Below are 16,780 nucleotides of genomic sequence, written 5' to 3'. Positions count from 1 at the left end.
CAATCCGGATCGCCGCATGACCGACAGCTTCGTCACCCAGTGCCCGCATTGCCAAACCAGTTTCCGTGTCAGCCACGCTCAGTTGAGTGTGGCCCGCGGGGTGGTTCGTTGCGGCTCCTGCCTGCAAGTGTTCAACGCAGCCAAGCAGCTGCTCGAGCAACGCGCCGGCAAGGACTCGGTCACGACCCCGGCAACCCCCGTGGTGCAACCGGCGGCCGGCAGCGAAGCGTCGGCACTGGCGCCTCCCCCGGTGATCGCCCGGCCGCTGCCCGCCGCCGAGCAGCCGGGCATGACCGAAGCGCCAGCCGCGCCGCGCGCCATCAGCCAGAAGCAATGGAGCGCCACCGAACTGGATCTGGACAGCCTGGATCTGGACCAAGAGCTGGCACGCCTCGAACAACGGGAAATCCAGCCGACCACCGAATTCGGCCGGCCCCGCGAAGACGCCCTGAGCGCACGCCGCGACAGCCATGAGGCGGAAGACGCGCCCTGGTCGGACAGCCTGTTCAGCGCGCCCGCGGACGACCACGACCACGACATCGAGCCCGACGACGAGCCGCACGTACTCGAACCCGAGCCCGGCAAGCCGGAGCGCACCGAACCCTCGCTGTCGCTGGAACCGGTCGACCTCGATGACGAGCCGCCGATCCCGCACCTGCGCCTGCACGATCCGATTGATCCCGCCGCCCGTCACGAACGCCTGTCGGCCAGCGAAGCACTCGATGACGACCTGCCAGCGATCGAGGCGCCGCGCAAGAAACGCGAACGCGCCGAAGTACTGCAGGACCTGACCGACGACCCGCTGCAGCTGGACTGGCAGAAGCGCCGTTCGCCCTGGGGCCGGCGCCTGCTCTGGCTGCTGCTGATCCTGCTGGCGGCCGGCGGCCTGGGCGGGCAATACATTGCCTATCACTTCGATGAGCTGGCGCGCCAGGATCAGTACCGTCCGTGGTTCCAGCAGCTGTGCCCGCAGATCGGCTGCACCGTGCCGTCCAAGGTCGACATCGGCAAAATCAAAAGCAGCAACCTGGTGGTGCGCAGCCACCCGGAATTCAGCGGCGCCCTGGTGGTGGACGCAATCATCTACAACCGCGCGCCGTTCTCGCAGCCGTTTCCGCTGCTGGAGCTGCGCTTCGCCGACCTCAACGGCCACTTGATCGCCAGTCGGCGCTTCAAGCCCGGCGAGTACCTCAACGGCGATCTCGAAGGCATGGCGGAAATGCCACCGCAGACGCCGATCCACATTGCCCTGGACATCCTCGACCCGGGGCCGAAAGCGGTGAACTACAGTCTGAGTTTCCACTCACCCGAGTGAAGTGCCCCACCGCTCGGCGATTGACGGCGGTTTTCTGACTTTGTCCCTCACGACCAAACCTCTGGCAATAACAGAATAACTGTTCAGATTTTGTTCAATTCAGCCTTTATCCAGTCATCGAGAGCGGGTATCATGCCAACCCTTTTTCGAACTCTCATGATCCGGCCCCACTTCAGGGAAGTCCTATGTCGGCGGTACGCATCGGCCCATATACATTGCAGAACGGCTTGATCCTCGCCCCGATGGCGGGCGTCACCGACCAGCCCTTTCGTCAGCTGTGCAAGCGTCTGGGCGCAGGGCTTGTAGTCTCGGAAATGGTCACCAGTGACATGAGCCTGTGGAACACCCGCAAGTCGCGCATGCGCATGATCCACGAAGGCGATCCCGAGCCGCGCTCGGTGCAGATTGCCGGTGGCGACGCGCAGATGCTGGCGCAGGCGGCCCGGGCCAACGTCGAGCTGGGCGCACAGATTATTGATATCAACATGGGTTGCCCGGCGAAGAAGGTCTGCAACAAGGCCGCCGGTTCCGCCCTGTTGAAGGATGAAGCGTTGGTGACCGAGATCCTGCACGCCGTGGTGGCGGCAGTCGATGTGCCGGTCACGCTGAAGATCCGCACCGGTTGGGATCGCGAGAACAAGAACGGCCTGAATGTGGCGAAAATCGCCGAGCAGGCTGGGATCACGGCGTTGGCGGTGCATGGCCGCACCCGCGCCGATCTGTACACCGGCGAAGCCGAGTACGACACCATTGCCGCGATCAAGCAGGCGGTGTCGATTCCGGTATTTGCCAATGGCGATATCGATTCGCCGCAAAAGGCCCGCTACGTGCTCGACGCGACCGGTGCCGATGGCCTGTTGATCGGCCGGGCGGCCCAGGGGCGGCCATGGATTTTTCGTGAGATCGAGCACTTCCTGCGTACCGGCGAAATGATGCCGGCGCCGGAGCTGGTCGAGGTGGAACGCATTCTGCTAGAGCATCTGGCTGCCCTTCACGCTTTCTATGGGGACGTGATGGGCGTACGCATCGCTCGAAAGCATGTGGGCTGGTATCTCGCAACCCTGCCGGGCGCCAGGGAGTTTCGCGCCCGTTTCAATCGTTTGGATGGTACGGAAACACAATGCGCCAACGTTCGGGAGTTCTTCGCCGAGCGTTACAAGAGCCTGACAGGGGACGGAGAAGGGGTGGCCGCATGACGATGATGACCGAGACTTTAGTGAGTGGAACAACACCCGTGAGCGACAACGTGAATTTGAAACAGCACCTCAATACACCGAGCGAAGAAGGCCAGACCCTTCGCGGGAGTGTCGAGAAGGCGCTGCACAATTATTTCGCCCACCTTGAGGGCGCGGCCGTCACGGATGTGTACAACCTGGTGCTCTCCGAAGTCGAGGCTCCCCTGCTCGAAAGCGTGATGAACTACGTCAAGGGCAACCAGACCAAGGCCAGCGAGCTGCTCGGACTCAACCGTGGCACGCTGCGCAAGAAACTCAAGCAGTACGATCTGCTGTAAGCATTCAATCAAACCAGAAAGGCGCCCGCGTAAAACCGGTCGCCTTTTTTGCTGACTTCCTTTGCTTTTGATGGAAATTGAGATGACCGACCAGACTACCCGCCTGCCGATCCGCCGCGCCTTGATCAGCGTTTCCGACAAGACCGGGATCCTCGAATTCGCCAGGGAGCTGGAAGCCCTGGGCGTGGAAATCCTTTCCACCGGCGGGACCTTCAAGCTGCTGCAGGACAACGGCGTGGCCGCAGTGGAAGTCGCGGATTACACCGGTTTCGCAGAAATGATGGACGGTCGGGTGAAAACCCTGCACCCGAAAATCCACGGCGGGATCCTCGGTCGTCGCGGTATCGACGACGCCATCATGAACGAGCACGGCATCAAGCCGATCGACCTGGTGGCAGTCAACCTGTACCCGTTCGAAGCCACCATCAGCAAGCCAGGCTGCGACCTGCCGACCGCCATCGAGAACATCGACATCGGCGGGCCGACCATGGTCCGTTCGGCGGCGAAAAACCATAAAGACGTAGCGATCGTGGTCAATGCCAGCGATTACGCCAACGTCCTGGAAAACCTCAAGGCCGGCGGCCTGACCTACGCCCAGCGTTTCGACCTGATGCTCAAGGCGTTCGAACACACCGCCGCCTACGACGGCATGATCGCCAACTACATGGGCACCGTGAACCAGGCTGCCGAGACCCTGAGCACCGAAGGTCGCAGCGAATTCCCGCGCACTTTCAACAGCCAGTTCATCAAGGCCCAGGAAATGCGCTACGGCGAGAACCCGCACCAGAGCGCGGCGTTCTACGTGGAAGCCAAACCGGCCGAGGTCGGTATCGCCACCGCCACCCAGCTGCAAGGCAAGGAACTGTCGTACAACAACGTGGCCGACACCGACGCCGCGCTGGAATGCGTGAAGAGCTTCGTCAAGCCGGCCTGCGTGATCGTCAAGCACGCCAACCCATGCGGCGTGGCCGTCAGCCCGGACGCCGAGGGCGGTATCCGCCAGGCCTACGAACTGGCCTACGCCACCGACACCGAATCGGCGTTCGGCGGCATCATCGCCTTCAACCGTGAACTGGATGCCGAGACCGCCAAGGCCATCGTCGAGCGTCAGTTCGTCGAAGTGATCATCGCCCCGAGCGTCAGCGCAGAAGCCCGCGCCATCGTCGCTGCCAAAGCCAACGTGCGCCTGCTGGCCTGCGGCGAGTGGTCGGCCGACCGCGTGCCGGCCTGGGACTACAAGCGCGTCAACGGCGGCCTGCTGGTACAGAGTCGCGACATCGGCATGATCGGCGCCGACGACCTGAAAGTGGTGACCAAACGCGCGCCGACCGAACAGGAAGTCCACGACCTGATCTTCGCCTGGAAAGTGGCCAAGTTCGTCAAATCCAACGCCATCGTCTACGCCAAGAACCGTCAGACCATCGGCGTCGGCGCCGGCCAGATGAGCCGCGTCAACTCCGCGCGTATCGCCGCGATCAAGGCTGAACATGCCGGTCTGCAAGTCGCCGGTTCGGTGATGGCATCGGATGCGTTCTTCCCGTTCCGCGACGGTCTGGACAATGCGGCCAAGGTCGGTATCACCGCGGTGATCCAGCCAGGTGGTTCGATGCGTGATGCTGAAGTCATTGCTGCTGCCGATGAAGCCGGCATCGCCATGGTCTTTACCGGCATGCGCCACTTCCGTCACTAAGTACACGATCCACTGTGGGAGCTGGCTTGCCAGCGATAGCATCTCCTCGGCCTGACTGATCAACCGAGTCGCCTGCATCGCTGGCAAGCCAGCTCCCACAGAAAAGCATCTCTGCGATGCTCAACAGAATTAGCGTCATCCGAGGTTTTTGAAATGAATGTTTTGATCATTGGCAGCGGTGGCCGTGAACACGCCCTGGCCTGGAAAGTGGCGCAGGATCCGCGTGTGCAGAAGGTTTTCGTGGCCCCGGGCAACGCCGGTACCGCCATCGAAGCCAAGTGCGAAAACGTCGCCATCGACGTGCTGGCCCTGGAGCAACTGGCCGACTTCGCCGAGAAAAACGTGTCCCTGACCATCGTCGGCCCGGAAGTGCCGCTGGTCGCCGGCGTGGTCGATCTGTTCCGCTCCCGCGGCCTCGACTGCTTCGGTCCGACCGCCGGTGCCGCGCAACTGGAAGGCTCGAAAGCCTTTACCAAGGATTTCCTCGCGCGCCACAAGATCCCGACCGCCGACTATCAGAACTTCACCGAGATCGAGCCGGCCCTGGCCTACCTGCGTGAAAAAGGCGCGCCGATCGTGATCAAGGCCGATGGCCTGGCCGCCGGCAAAGGCGTGATCGTCGCCATGACCCTGGCCGAAGCCGAAGACGCCGTGCGCGACATGCTCGCCGGCAACGCGTTCGGCGATGCCGGTTCGCGCGTGGTCATCGAAGAATTCCTCGACGGCGAAGAAGCCTCGTTCATCGTCATGGTCGACGGCAAGAACGTCCTGCCGATGGCCACCAGCCAGGACCACAAGCGCGTTGGCGACGGCGACAGCGGCCCGAACACCGGCGGCATGGGTGCGTACTCCCCGGCCCCGGTAGTGACCGCCGACGTGCACCAGCGCGTGATGGACCAGGTGATCTGGCCGACCGTGCGCGGCATGGCCGAGGAAGGCAACGTCTACACTGGCTTCCTGTACGCCGGGCTGATGATCGACAAGGCCGGCAACCCGAAAGTCATCGAGTTCAACTGCCGCTTCGGCGACCCGGAGACCCAACCGGTGATGCTGCGTCTGCAGTCGAGCCTGGTGCTGCTGGTCGAAGCGGCTCTGGCGCAGGCGCTGGACAAGGTCGAAGCACAGTGGGACCCACGTCCGAGCGTCGGCATCGTCCTGGCCGCTGGCGGCTACCCGGGCGACTATGCCAAGGGCGCAGCGATCAACGGTCTGGATGCAGCAGCCAGCCTGGAAGGCAAGGTCTTCCACGCCGGTACCGCGCTCAAGGATGGCAACGTGGTGACGGCCGGTGGTCGCGTACTCTGCGCCACCGCCATGGGCGCCAGCGTCGGCGCCGCTCAACAGCAAGCCTACAAGCTGGCGGCCGCGATCGACTGGGAAGGCTGCTTCTACCGCAAGGACATTGGCTACCGCGCCATTGCCCGTGAACGTGGCGAAACCCAGGAGTAGGCTGTCGATGACGTCCGGCGCGGGATGCCGTCCCTCGCCGGGCTGTTCCGGCGCCGCGCATCGTTATATTCTGGCTTCAACCTACGAAGGGATTTCGCCGTGCGCTGGCTCAGGATTGCCATAGGCTTCACCGTCACGCTGTTGACCTTGCTCTGCACGCTCCCGGCCCAGGCCGCGCAAGGCAGTGGCTGGGCGGTATTGCTTGACGATCAGGGCAATCTGCAACTGAGCGATATCCGCTCCCCCCGCTACACCAATCAATTCAGCCCCGTCGACCTTGACCGCCTCACCGCGGCCGAGCCCGATGGCGCGTTGTGGCTGCGTTTCAAGCTCAATCCCGGCAAGCACGAACAGGTGCTGCGCATCTTCGCTCCCGACCTGTCGCACCTGAACCTGTATGTGCTGGACGGCGACCGGCTGGTCGAGCAACGGGAAACCGGCACCACCCAGCCGCAATCCGAACGGCCGCTGCCGAGCAGCGATTTCATGCTGCCGCTGCCGCAGAGCGACAAGGCCCTGGACGTCTACCTGCGCCTGGTGTCCGACCATCAGTTGCGCCCCTACATCACCCTGCAGTCGGCGGTGATGAGCGCAGCCAGCCAGAACCAGACGCTGCTCTACGGCCTGCTGTTCGGCTGCCTGGCCATGCTGATCCTGCACAACCTGATCCGCTACGCCTACACCCGCTCGCGCAGCAGCCTGTGGCTGGCGGTGTGTGAGGGCCTGTTGAGCCTGAGCCTGTTGCTGCTGCTCAACCTCGCCGGGCCGTGGCTGCCGAACTGGCACGCGATCCAGACCCCGGGCGCCTACCTGGCCCTGCTGCTGACCGCACCGGCGGGGCTGATGTTCGCCTACCGCTTCTTCGCCCCGCTCGGTGCGCACCCGCTGAACAAACTGTTGCTCGGCGACATCCTGTTCATCGTGATCTGCAGCCTGCTGCTGTTGTTCGTCAATACCCTGCCGCTGAACATCATCACCTACGCCCTGGTCGCACTCGCGGGCCTGAGCATGTTGCTGGTCGGCTTCTATCACTGGCAGAAAGGCTACCGCCCGGCGCGCCTGTTCGTCGCTGCCATGGTGGTGTTCAACATCGGCACGCTGATCATCCTGCCGGCCCTGCTCGGCCTGACCCTGGTCGCGCCGCAGGGCCTGATCATGACCCTGATGGGCTTCATCTGCATCAGCGGCCTGCTGATGAGCATCGCCCTCGGCGAGCGCCAGCGCAGCATCACCGAAAGCCGTTTCAGCATCAGCCGCGACCTCGCCGCGAGCAACGCCGAAATCAATGCCAAGGCCGAGTTCCTGGCCAAGATCAGCCATGAAATCCGCACGCCGATGAACGGAGTCCTGGGCATGACCGAACTGCTGCTGGGCACGCCACTGTCGGTCAAGCAGCGCGATTACGTGCAGACCATCCACAGCGCCGGCAACGAGCTGCTGACCCTGATCAACGAGATTCTCGACATCTCCAAGCTCGAGTCCGGGCAGATCGAACTCGACGACGTGCAGTTCGACCTCAACGCGCTGATCGATGATTGCCTGAGCATCTACCGGGCCAAGGCCGAGCAGCAGAACGTCGAGCTGATCAGTTTCATCCAGCCGCAGGTGCCGCGGGTCATCAGCGGCGATCCGACGCGCCTGCGCCAGACCCTGCTGAGCCTGCTGGAAAACGCCCTGAAGAAAACCGACGAAGGCGAAGTGCTGGTAGTGGTAGCCCTCGACGAGCGCAGCAGCAAGCCGCGCCTGCGCATTGCCGTGCAGGACAGCGGCCAGCCGATGGAACAGGAAGAACGCGACGCACTGATGCACGCCGAACTGCACAGCAAGCACTTCCTTTCGGCCAACCGCCTGGGCGGCAACCTCGGCCTGGTGATCGCCCGGCAACTGATCCGCCTGATGCAGGGCGAATTCGGCATCAAGAGCGGCACGAACCAGGGCAGCACCCTGTGGCTGACCCTGCCGCTGGACCCCGATCGCCTCGAGCACCCGACCTCCGACCTCGACGGCCCGCTGCAAGGCGCGCGCGTGCTGGTGGTCGACGACAACGACACCTGCCGCAAGGTGCTGGTGCAACAGTGCAGCGCCTGGGGCCTGAATGTCAGCGCCGTGCCGTCGGGCAAAGAGGCGCTGGCCCTGCTGCGGACCAAGGCGCACCTGCGCGACTACTTCGACATTGTCCTGCTCGACCAGAACATGCCCGGCATGACCGGCATGCAACTGGCGGCCAAGATCAAGGAAGACCCGAGCCTCAACCACGACATCCTGCTGATCATGCTCACCGGCATCAGCAACGCCCCGAGCAAGATCATCGCGCGCAACTCGGGGATCAAGCGCATCCTCGCCAAACCGGTGGCCGGCTACACGCTCAAGACCACCCTCGCCGACGAACTGGCCCAGCGCAATCGCGGCCAGGTGGTGTTCCAGCCGCAGGTTGCCAACCCGGCCACGGCGGCGGTCAAGGTGCCGAGCGACTTCCGCATCCTGGTTGCCGAAGACAACACCATTTCCACCAAAGTGATCCGCGGCATGCTCGGCAAGCTCAACCTGCAGCCGGACACCGCCAGCAACGGCGAAGAAGCCTTGCAGGCGATGAAGGCCCAGCGCTACGACCTGGTGCTGATGGACTGCGAGATGCCGATCCTCGACGGTTTCTCCGCGACCCAGCAGCTGCGCGCCTGGGAAGTGGGCAACCAGCGCGTGCGCACGCCGATCGTGGCGCTGACCGCGCACATCCTTGCCGAGCACAAGGAACGCGCCCGCCAGGCCGGCATGGACGGGCACATGGCCAAACCGGTGGAGCTGTCGCAACTGCGCGAGCTGATCGAACACTGGGTGGCGCAGCGCGATCAACAGAATCGCGCCACGACCCAACCGTCGTGAACCGACAGGCCACAGCGCCTGATAGACTGCCCCACGACTTCCCTCGCCAGTGAGCCTGCACCATGCTCCATGTGTTGTTCAGCGTTTACCTGAAGATGCTGGTGCTCTACAGCCCGTTCTTCGTGTTGTCCTGTTTCATCAGCCTGACCCGCGGTTATTCGCGCAAGGAACAGCGACGCCTGGCGTGGAAAGTGGCGATTGCCACGCTGGTGTCCAGCGTCCTCCTGTACCTGTTCGGGCGGGTGATTTTCGACGTGTTCGGCATCACCGTGGATGCCTTCCGCATCGGCGCCGGCAGCGTGCTGTTCATTTCCGCGCTGGGCATGGCCCAGGGCAAGTCGGTGGTGCAATCGGACAATGTGCAGCAGGACGTGACCATCGTGCCGCTGACCATTCCGCTGACGGTCGGCCCCGGCACCATCGGCGCGCTGCTGGTGATGGGCGTCAGCCAGCCGCACTGGGACGACAAGCTCACCGCGATCATGAGCATCGCCCTGGCCAGTTTCACCGTCGGCGTGGTGCTCTACCTGTCCAACCGCATCGAACGGATTCTCGGCGACCAGGGCCTGCAGATCGTCAGCCGGCTGATGGGCCTGTTCGTCTGCGCCCTGGCGGCGCAGATCATCTTCACCGGGGTCAAAGGCTACCTGGTGCCGTGATCGCCCATGAAAAACGCCGACGCGGGGGTCGGCGTTTTTTGCTTCAACGCACAGCAGGCGTGCTCAGAGCGGAGGCGCTCAGGCACCCGCCGCCTGCATGTCCGCTGCGTCGAACAGCGTCACCAGCCTGACGCAGTCAGTCCCGTCCTCGCGCTGGCGCAGACGCTCCACCAGGTGCGAGACCGGCCAGCGACCGAGCCCCTGCACGTCGAGCAGCACATCGCCGCGCAAGGCCGGGTCGGCCGCGCAGACATCACGACAGATCAGGCAATGCTCACTGTCGGGATCAACCAGCACCAGGTGCTCGTCGACGATCCCCAGCTCGATTTTCTGCGTCTGCAGCGGTGACCAGAGCAGCCGGGAAGTGACCACCGGCACCTCGCCGAGCGGATAGCGGCAATCGACCACCACCGAATCCAGCCTGCGTCCGAGGGCGGGGGTCAGATGACATTTCATGCCGCCCTGGCCCATGCGCAGCACCAGCGTGCGCACGTCATCCGGAATCAGCGGCAGGATATCGTGCTTGCCCAGGTCGCCCTCGACCACCAGCACGTCGTCATGGCGCTTGATGTAGTCGAGCGCGCCCACCTGCCGCTCGCCGGGGTAGGTCTTGACCGCACCCTGCGCCGGTTCATGCAGCAGGACATCGGTGTACGCGTGGGTGCCGAGCATGTCGAACTGCTTGGGCAGCGCCGTCGCCGCAATGCGGATCAGCCGCGCACTGTCGGCGATGTACCACTGGCGGCTTTCCGGCCCCGCGTCCACCGAAATGAACGCCTGGTGCTCCTCGGTTTCGAGCAAGGCGCGCAGATGGCCGCGCACGTCGTCGCTGTACACATTCACCCACTGCGAATTGACCCCGGTGATCCGCACCGGTTGCTGATAGTGCAGCGTCATCAGCACCCCGTCAGTCGACGTGGCGCGCAGGCCGGCAGCGTCAGCCGTGACATCGGCAAACTGCCAGTGCGCCCACTCCCGCACCGCCGCCGGCAGCAGATCGGCCACCAACAGTTGCGCGCCGTCGGCGAAGGCCTGCTCGAGGCGCTGCGGATCGATGAACGCCTGGCGACAGATCTCGCCACGCGTCACATCGAACAGCCACACCGCCTGGTTGTCCGGCGTCAGGCCGAGCATGCGCACCTCCTGGCCGGCACCGACCGCACTCAACAGCAAGCGGTTATCGACGAACCAGGCAGAGATCCGCGCCGCCCCCTCGACATCGCGCACACCGACCACGGCGAAGTGCTCGACGGCATATTCCCGGGCGACCGCCGCCAGTGCCTGCCACCATTGCGGGCGTCCTGCGAGCCACGGCGCGTCCAGCCCACCGAGGCGCAACTCGCCCGCGGCGGTGATATTGAAGAACAAGCCGTCCGCGGTAATGGCCAGGTAGCCGTTGCCGTGAGCCGTCACCTGCTTGAGTCTGTCCGGCTGCACAAAACGCGAGGTCCAGCTGCGTTCGCCTTTGGCGTGGGTCAGTTCCACCCGACACAACTGCTGGCGCAGACGGTCGTAGACGACAAACACATTGCTGTCTTCGGCGATGGTCAGCAGGGTCAGATCACGCTGGTCCTGGATCGAATCGGCCCAGCCACGCGCGTGATGACGGCGCGGTACCGGGCGCACGATCAGGTTGTCGCGGGTGCGTATCCAGGCCATGTCGCGCCACTGTTTATCGATCTTCCAGCTCACCGAGACATACCCCGCCAGCTGCCAGTCGACCGTGCTCGAACCATCGGCCTTGTGCACCGGCGCCAGGGTGAAGAACTTGCCCAGTACGGGTGACCAGTCGGCCAGGGTCACGTCCTTGCTGAACACCTGTTCAAAGGTCGGTTCGTGATCGCAGACAATCGCGGTCAACCACAACTGGCTGTCCTGAATCTGGTACAGGCAGCGCTCGACCGTGGCGTCTTCGTGCACGAACTCCTGCACCACGTGCACCATCCCGTGCGCGTCGGCTTCAACGCTGCGAATGCGGCTCTGCACCTGCGCCTTGACCAGCAGGCGATAGCGATGCCTGAGCCAGCCGGTGGTCGCGTCGACCTCGAAGACGTCGTAGCTTTCCGGGTCATAGAAAAACGCCGAGCCGCCACTCACTGCCCCGAGCAGCGCATCGTCGCCCATGGCATCGCTGTTGCGGATATACAGCATGCGATCCTCGTGGGCGTCATACCAGCCGCTGGTGTAGCGCGGTGTCGCGGGGTCTTCGAAGGGCACCAGATAGTTGTGCACCTGGGTGTAGCGCATCAACAGCCGATGGTCGCGGGCCATGGCCTGCAAGTGATCCTGCAACACCTGGCCGTCCAGCCCGTCGGGAGCGGCGGCTTCGGCAATCAGCAGGTGCCCGGCGAGATAATCGACCTGGAACACCGCCCCACCGGCGAAGCGCACGAACAGTCGATGCGCTCCGGTGCCGCCCAGCGTCACCTTGACGTCGCCGACGAAGAACTGCCCAGCCTGGTCGAAACGCACCTGGTCTTCATTGGCCCACGGTGCCAGCAACATCCACTGGCTTCTGTCCAGCCCGGAGGATTCGAGTCGGACCTCGACCCCGGGGTTGAGCCCCAGCGTGCACTCCGCACCCACGCCCTGGATGCGGTACGAGACCAGACCTTTCCAGACCTTGGGCAGAACCGGCACGGTCAGCATCCGATGCTGGTCATCGAGTTTGACCGTGATGTCGACCGGCCGGTAATCGGGGTACATGCGGTGGATCACGTAATGGCTGGGGAACGAGTAGAAGCTGAACAGGAACAACCACTGGCCGTCCGCCTTCTTCTTTTCCAGGCGCCGCGCGATGTCGAAGCCCTTGTCGTGGCGCTGCGAGGCGAACGGCAGGATCTGGTATTCGTAGCGGTAGCAGACCTGCGGTGTGCAGGGCAGGACGATGGTCTGCCCGGCGTCCACGGTAAAGTCCATCTCGGCGGGGTAACCCAGCTCCTGGCTGAGGTTGATGGCGCGAGCGTAGTCGGTCTCGAATTCCGGTACACCGAAGTGATCGCGTAGCGGATACAGGCGCGTGCTGTCCAGGTGCAACTTGCCCGCCGCCAGGTCGACGCCGTCGATGATCAGCGCCGAGCGCGGCAACCAGGCTTCACGGGCGCCGTCATAGCGGTAACCGGCGCCGTGATGCGCCTGCTCGAGGTCATCGAAAAACAGCCCGACCGCCTTCGCCTCCTCGGCAATCCGGGCGAACGCCTGCGCCAGTGCGGCCGCGCCGATTGCCAGGCCGCCGACGATCACACTCGCCCCGCCCAGCGCCACCGACGTGGTGGCCGCTCCCGTCAACGAAGCGATCAGGCTGGCACTGCCGAGCACCACGCTGGCGGAATCGAACGCCAGTTGCGTGCCGTACTGGGCTTTCTCGACATCGTTCGTCGCATTGGCCAGCTGATAGATATCGAAGCCGACGTTGGCCAGGCCGAGCAAGGTGCCGACACCGCCCGTGGCGATGTGTCCGGCCACCACGCCGACCGTACTGCCGGCCAGTGGCTGCAACGCTTCGCCAACCACCGGTCCGCAGGTGCGGGCGATGAGTTTTTCATCGCGGATCGCTGCCTGCACCAGCCCGACCAGCCCGGCCACGTCCACGGCATTGCCGTGCAGCAGTTGCGCATAGTTGATGTAGGCGTGCCATTGCACCGCCGTGGTCAGCGTGCGGTCGTCGCCTTCGCGTCCGCGCAGGGCATTGAACAGCGCCTGAATCGCAAACGCGGCATTGAGCGTATGCACCGCGCCGACCTCGGCCGGCTCTGCGCTGACATCGCTCGCGGCGCGCTTGCGCCCCAGCGTGGCGAACAGCTCGGACAGATAATTGCGGATCCGCAGCAGACGGCTGTCGGCGCTGGTCACCTGGACCACATGCTCGGCATTTTTCGGATCGAGCAGACTCAGCCGGTAGGTACCTTCGGCGGTCAGTTCCAGCGAGTCGAACAGTGGCACCAGCGGTGTCACCGCCGCATGCCCCTCCTGTAGGCGCGAGGTGGCCAGGGCGATCTGCTCTGCCCACCACTGGCTGTCGATTTCCAGCAGCGAACTGCCCAGCTGCGGGTTGGCGACCAGACTTTTGCCATGGGCACTGTTGAGGCGTTGGCGGATGCGCTGCGCCGGCATCTGCGGCAAGGCTTCGTCATCGAACAACAGGTCGACCTTGAACCCGGTGGACAGGTCGAGTTGCGCCACCCGTTCGCCGTGCACATCGATCAGGTCGAACTGCGGCCGCTCCGGCGTACCGAACGCGGCATAGTGGCGGGCCAGGCCGGTGACCTGGAAAAACTGCTTGAGCGCCGCGCTGAAGACCGCCGGTTGGCTGAACTCGAAGAGGCCGAAATTCGGGTCATAGAAGTGGTAGCCGTTTTCGGTGCGGGCCACCACCATCGCGTGGTTGTCGGTGTTGAGCATCAGGGTTCGCGGGCCGGGCGAGCCCTCGAGCAGACCGACAGCCATGTCCAGATCGACGCGGCCCATGGCCTGACCGGACTCTTCGAGCTGCACGCCGCGCAGTTCTTCAAGCGCGCTGAGGAACGCCACCGAGTCCGCCTGCTCGGGCTCGATCACGGCGAGGTAGAAGCGCGCCCGCAATTGCCGCGTCGCCGCCTCGCCCCTGGCCAGCGCGGCACTCATCGCCAGCGCCAGCGGCACGCAGCGGCCGGCGGCGGTGTCGCCGGGACCTTGCATCAACAAGTCCTGCGGCACCAGTTTGACGTTACCCTCGGCAAACTGATCGAGCACCTGCACCACGCGATCGCGCACCTGCTCACGATGTTCCTGGGTGGCCAGGTGCTGGATCTGCGCCACCTGACGGCCCCACTCGAACAGGGTCGCGGTCTCGGACAACGCTTGCTTCTTCAGTTCCAGCGCGCTCATTCCGGGAGCCGAAAGCGGCTCGTCGTCGCTGGCCAGGCCGGCCATGAACGCTGGCGCCCGCTGCCGCAACAGATGCTGCTCGATCGCCACATAGCGCGCGGCGGTGCCACGGTCGCCGAGACTGTTGGCAAGGCTGTCGAGCTGCGCGCGCCGCTCCAGCAGGCTGTGGTCATCCAGCGTTTCGGCGCCGAGCAGGCCACCGAGCTTCAAGCGTTGCAAGGGCGTCAGCTGGAACGCTTGCAGGGTGCCTTTGGCCAGGCGGATCAGCACTTCGTCCAGTGGCAGAAAGCGCGTCTTTTCGTCGCTCAGCGCGACAGGCGTACCTGCCCCACCGGGCTGCTCGCGGATGGCCTGGCGATCGTCGAAACTCAGCGGCAGTGGTTCGGCGAAACTGATCGGCCCATCGTGGCCGTCCTGCAGGGCGTCGGTGAAGCGTTCGCCGAGGGTCTGGGCCATGCGCTGCAGCAACTCAGTGTGCACCACATGGCGCCCTTCGATCAGGGGCCAGCCCAGTTCGAACTCGACGGTCGAGTGTTTCAGCAGCTCATCGATATTGCCGGCGTAGCGGGTCTTGAACTGGCCTTCGTGCCAGAGCCGCCATTCGCGTTCGGCCCACAACCGGCGGTGCTCGAGATTCTCTTTCCAGGAGTGATCCAGCTCTTCTTCCGTCGCGCGATTGACCGTACCCAATGGCGGGATACCCGCTTCATTTTGCGAAGCCTCGGCCCCTTCGGGAGTGAAATGGGCTTTCTCGTAATCCGCCATGGCCGTGCGCATCGCTTTCGGACCGGTCAGATGAATCGTCGTTTCGGTTTGCGGGTTGAGCCCGTCACCGTAGTAATTGACCAAGTGCGCCGCCATTGAGGCAATAGCATCGCTCTCCTCGACCGACATATCACTGGAGAGGCCGAGCGCCCGTTGCAACGTCTGGATTGTCAGCTCCAGCAGAGCCTCGGAGCCGTGCCGGGGGATGCCGCGCTGCGCCGCTTCACGTTCCACACTGGCGAGCACCTGATAGTTGAAGCGAATGCGCTGCAGCACACTGTTGGTCATTGCCGCGCCGGGATGCGCCATCAGATAGGCATTGCTCAGTGAGCCCCCCTCCACCACGGCACGCAGCATGTAAGGACGGGCCAGCCGGTCCGCCGGCGCCTGGAAAACCTGGTCCAGCGCCGGTGCGCTTTTGGCGAACGCTTCCAGCGCCGCGCGATGTTCCTCGGGAATGACCCCGGTGTGATCGGTGTATTTCCCGCGCAGCGCTTCCCGCCCCGGCATCCAGTGCCGATTGTGCTCGAGCAGAAGCTGCAGAATTCCCAGGCGCGCGTCCTGGTGCAAGCCACTGATGTCGACACCGCCCAGCTCTCGCAACAGCGGCGGCAGGTTGTCGATGTCCGAATACATGCCGCCCTCGGCATCCACCGCTTCCAGACGCACGACATCGGAGGCCGCCGCCAGATTGCCGCGCAGGCGCATTTCCTGATCGTAGATCGCGCGCAACTGCAAGGACTCGGCCGGGCTGGCCAGATCGCGCAACTGCAGATCCTCGCCCTGCAGCGACTCGAGGCTGTGCAGATTCGCCTGCTTGAGCGCCCGTAGGTCGTCGGCCTGCTGGCCGTACGCCCGACTCAGCAATTGCACCCGGGCTTCATCGGCCAGTTCGCCGTCGAGCACGGCCTGGTTGATATGCGCGAACATCTGCTGTTTCAGGACAATGGCCCGCGCTTCATACATCTCGATCAGGTCCCACTCCGAATCACTCGCGGCGCCGCCCTGCAACATGGCATCGGCCTTGGCCGCCTCGACGATCAAGCGATTGCTCTGATAGGCCAGCAACGCATCACTGTCATACCAGAGATTGATCGTGTAACCCTGCCCGGCGAGCACTTGCCGCCAGATATTCAGATAATCGCGCTGTATATCGCCGATGCCGCCGCCGAGCCAGACAAAGTGCAGGATCTTGGGCACTTCGGTGGCGGCGATTTTCATTTGTTCGACACTGTATTGCAGGCGCGACTGGAAACGGTCGACCCGGCCGATAATCTGCGAAAGTTCCGGCGCCGTTTCGCCGTCGGGACTTGCTGCGGTTTTCTTGCCGGTTTCCCGGCGTACCCGGCGCGCACTCAAATCCCCCAACGCCTGGCGGAACAGCGCCAGCGGCTGCAACAGCCGCGGCGAATCGAGCAGGCCGATACAGGCGAAGTAATAACGGATAATCGCGTCATATTGCGCGGTATTTTTATAGGGCAACAATGCCTGTTCCAGATCGGCCAACTTGAACAGATTGACAAACTTTTCATAGCCGTCATCGCGACGGGCAATCTTTGCATCCAGCATAAGAACAACTTCCTTGTATGGACTGATTAATCAAGCAGAGTGCAAACCCTGCAAAGACCCGGCGAAACTAGAAT

The 16,780-nt window shown here is 63.9% G+C and carries 8 protein-coding genes; 7 read left to right on the top strand and 1 reads right to left on the bottom strand.

All coding sequences use genetic code 11. The features are described 5' to 3' along the window. The first annotated feature begins 16 nt into the window (after positions 1 to 16). The 7 genes from QRN70_RS21555 (at position 17) to tspR (ending at position 9,506) form a co-directional block, all read left to right on the top strand. On the top strand, positions 17 to 1,315 hold the full coding sequence (locus QRN70_RS21555) for a DUF3426 domain-containing protein (protein ID WP_285419909.1): 1,299 nt from the start codon (positions 17 to 19) through the stop codon (positions 1,313 to 1,315). A 185-nt stretch (positions 1,316 to 1,500) separates the two neighbouring features. After that, entirely contained in the window at positions 1,501 to 2,511 is a 1,011-nt protein-coding gene (gene dusB / locus QRN70_RS21550; protein WP_285419908.1) for a tRNA dihydrouridine synthase DusB, read from the top strand. Continuing rightward, positions 2,508 to 2,828 (top strand): DNA-binding transcriptional regulator Fis, encoded by a 321-nt coding sequence (fis, locus tag QRN70_RS21545; RefSeq protein WP_003186237.1) that lies wholly within the window; start codon positions 2,508 to 2,510, stop codon positions 2,826 to 2,828. Before dusB ends, fis begins: the two co-directional genes overlap by 4 nt. A gap of 82 nt (positions 2,829 to 2,910) precedes the next feature. Further along, complete coding sequence (gene purH, locus QRN70_RS21540; RefSeq protein WP_085711227.1) at positions 2,911 to 4,518, top strand: bifunctional phosphoribosylaminoimidazolecarboxamide formyltransferase/IMP cyclohydrolase; 1,608 nt, start codon at positions 2,911 to 2,913, stop codon at positions 4,516 to 4,518. Positions 4,519 to 4,671: 153 nt separating this feature from the next. Continuing rightward, entirely contained in the window at positions 4,672 to 5,967 is a 1,296-nt protein-coding gene (purD, locus tag QRN70_RS21535) for a phosphoribosylamine--glycine ligase (protein WP_285419907.1), read from the top strand. Positions 5,968 to 6,066: 99 nt separating this feature from the next. Then, on the top strand, positions 6,067 to 8,847 hold the full coding sequence (locus QRN70_RS21530; protein WP_285419906.1) for a hybrid sensor histidine kinase/response regulator: 2,781 nt from the start codon (positions 6,067 to 6,069) through the stop codon (positions 8,845 to 8,847). A gap of 62 nt (positions 8,848 to 8,909) precedes the next feature. After that, a complete protein-coding gene (tspR, locus tag QRN70_RS21525) occupies positions 8,910 to 9,506 on the top strand; it encodes a type III secretion system genes modulator TspR (protein ID WP_187678526.1) in 597 nt (198 codons plus the stop codon). Between the two features lie 78 nt (positions 9,507 to 9,584). Here the strand turns inward: tspR and QRN70_RS21520 are convergent, their stop codons facing one another. Further along, positions 9,585 to 16,706 (bottom strand): TcdA/TcdB pore-forming domain-containing protein, encoded by a 7,122-nt coding sequence (locus tag QRN70_RS21520; protein WP_285419905.1) that lies wholly within the window; start codon positions 16,704 to 16,706, stop codon positions 9,585 to 9,587. Positions 16,707 to 16,780 lie beyond the last annotated feature (74 nt).

The organism is Pseudomonas sp. efr-133-TYG-5, assembly GCF_030209175.1.
Taxonomy (GTDB): Bacteria; Pseudomonadota; Gammaproteobacteria; order Pseudomonadales; family Pseudomonadaceae; genus Aquipseudomonas.
This window is presented reverse-complemented; position numbering and strand designations above follow the sequence as displayed.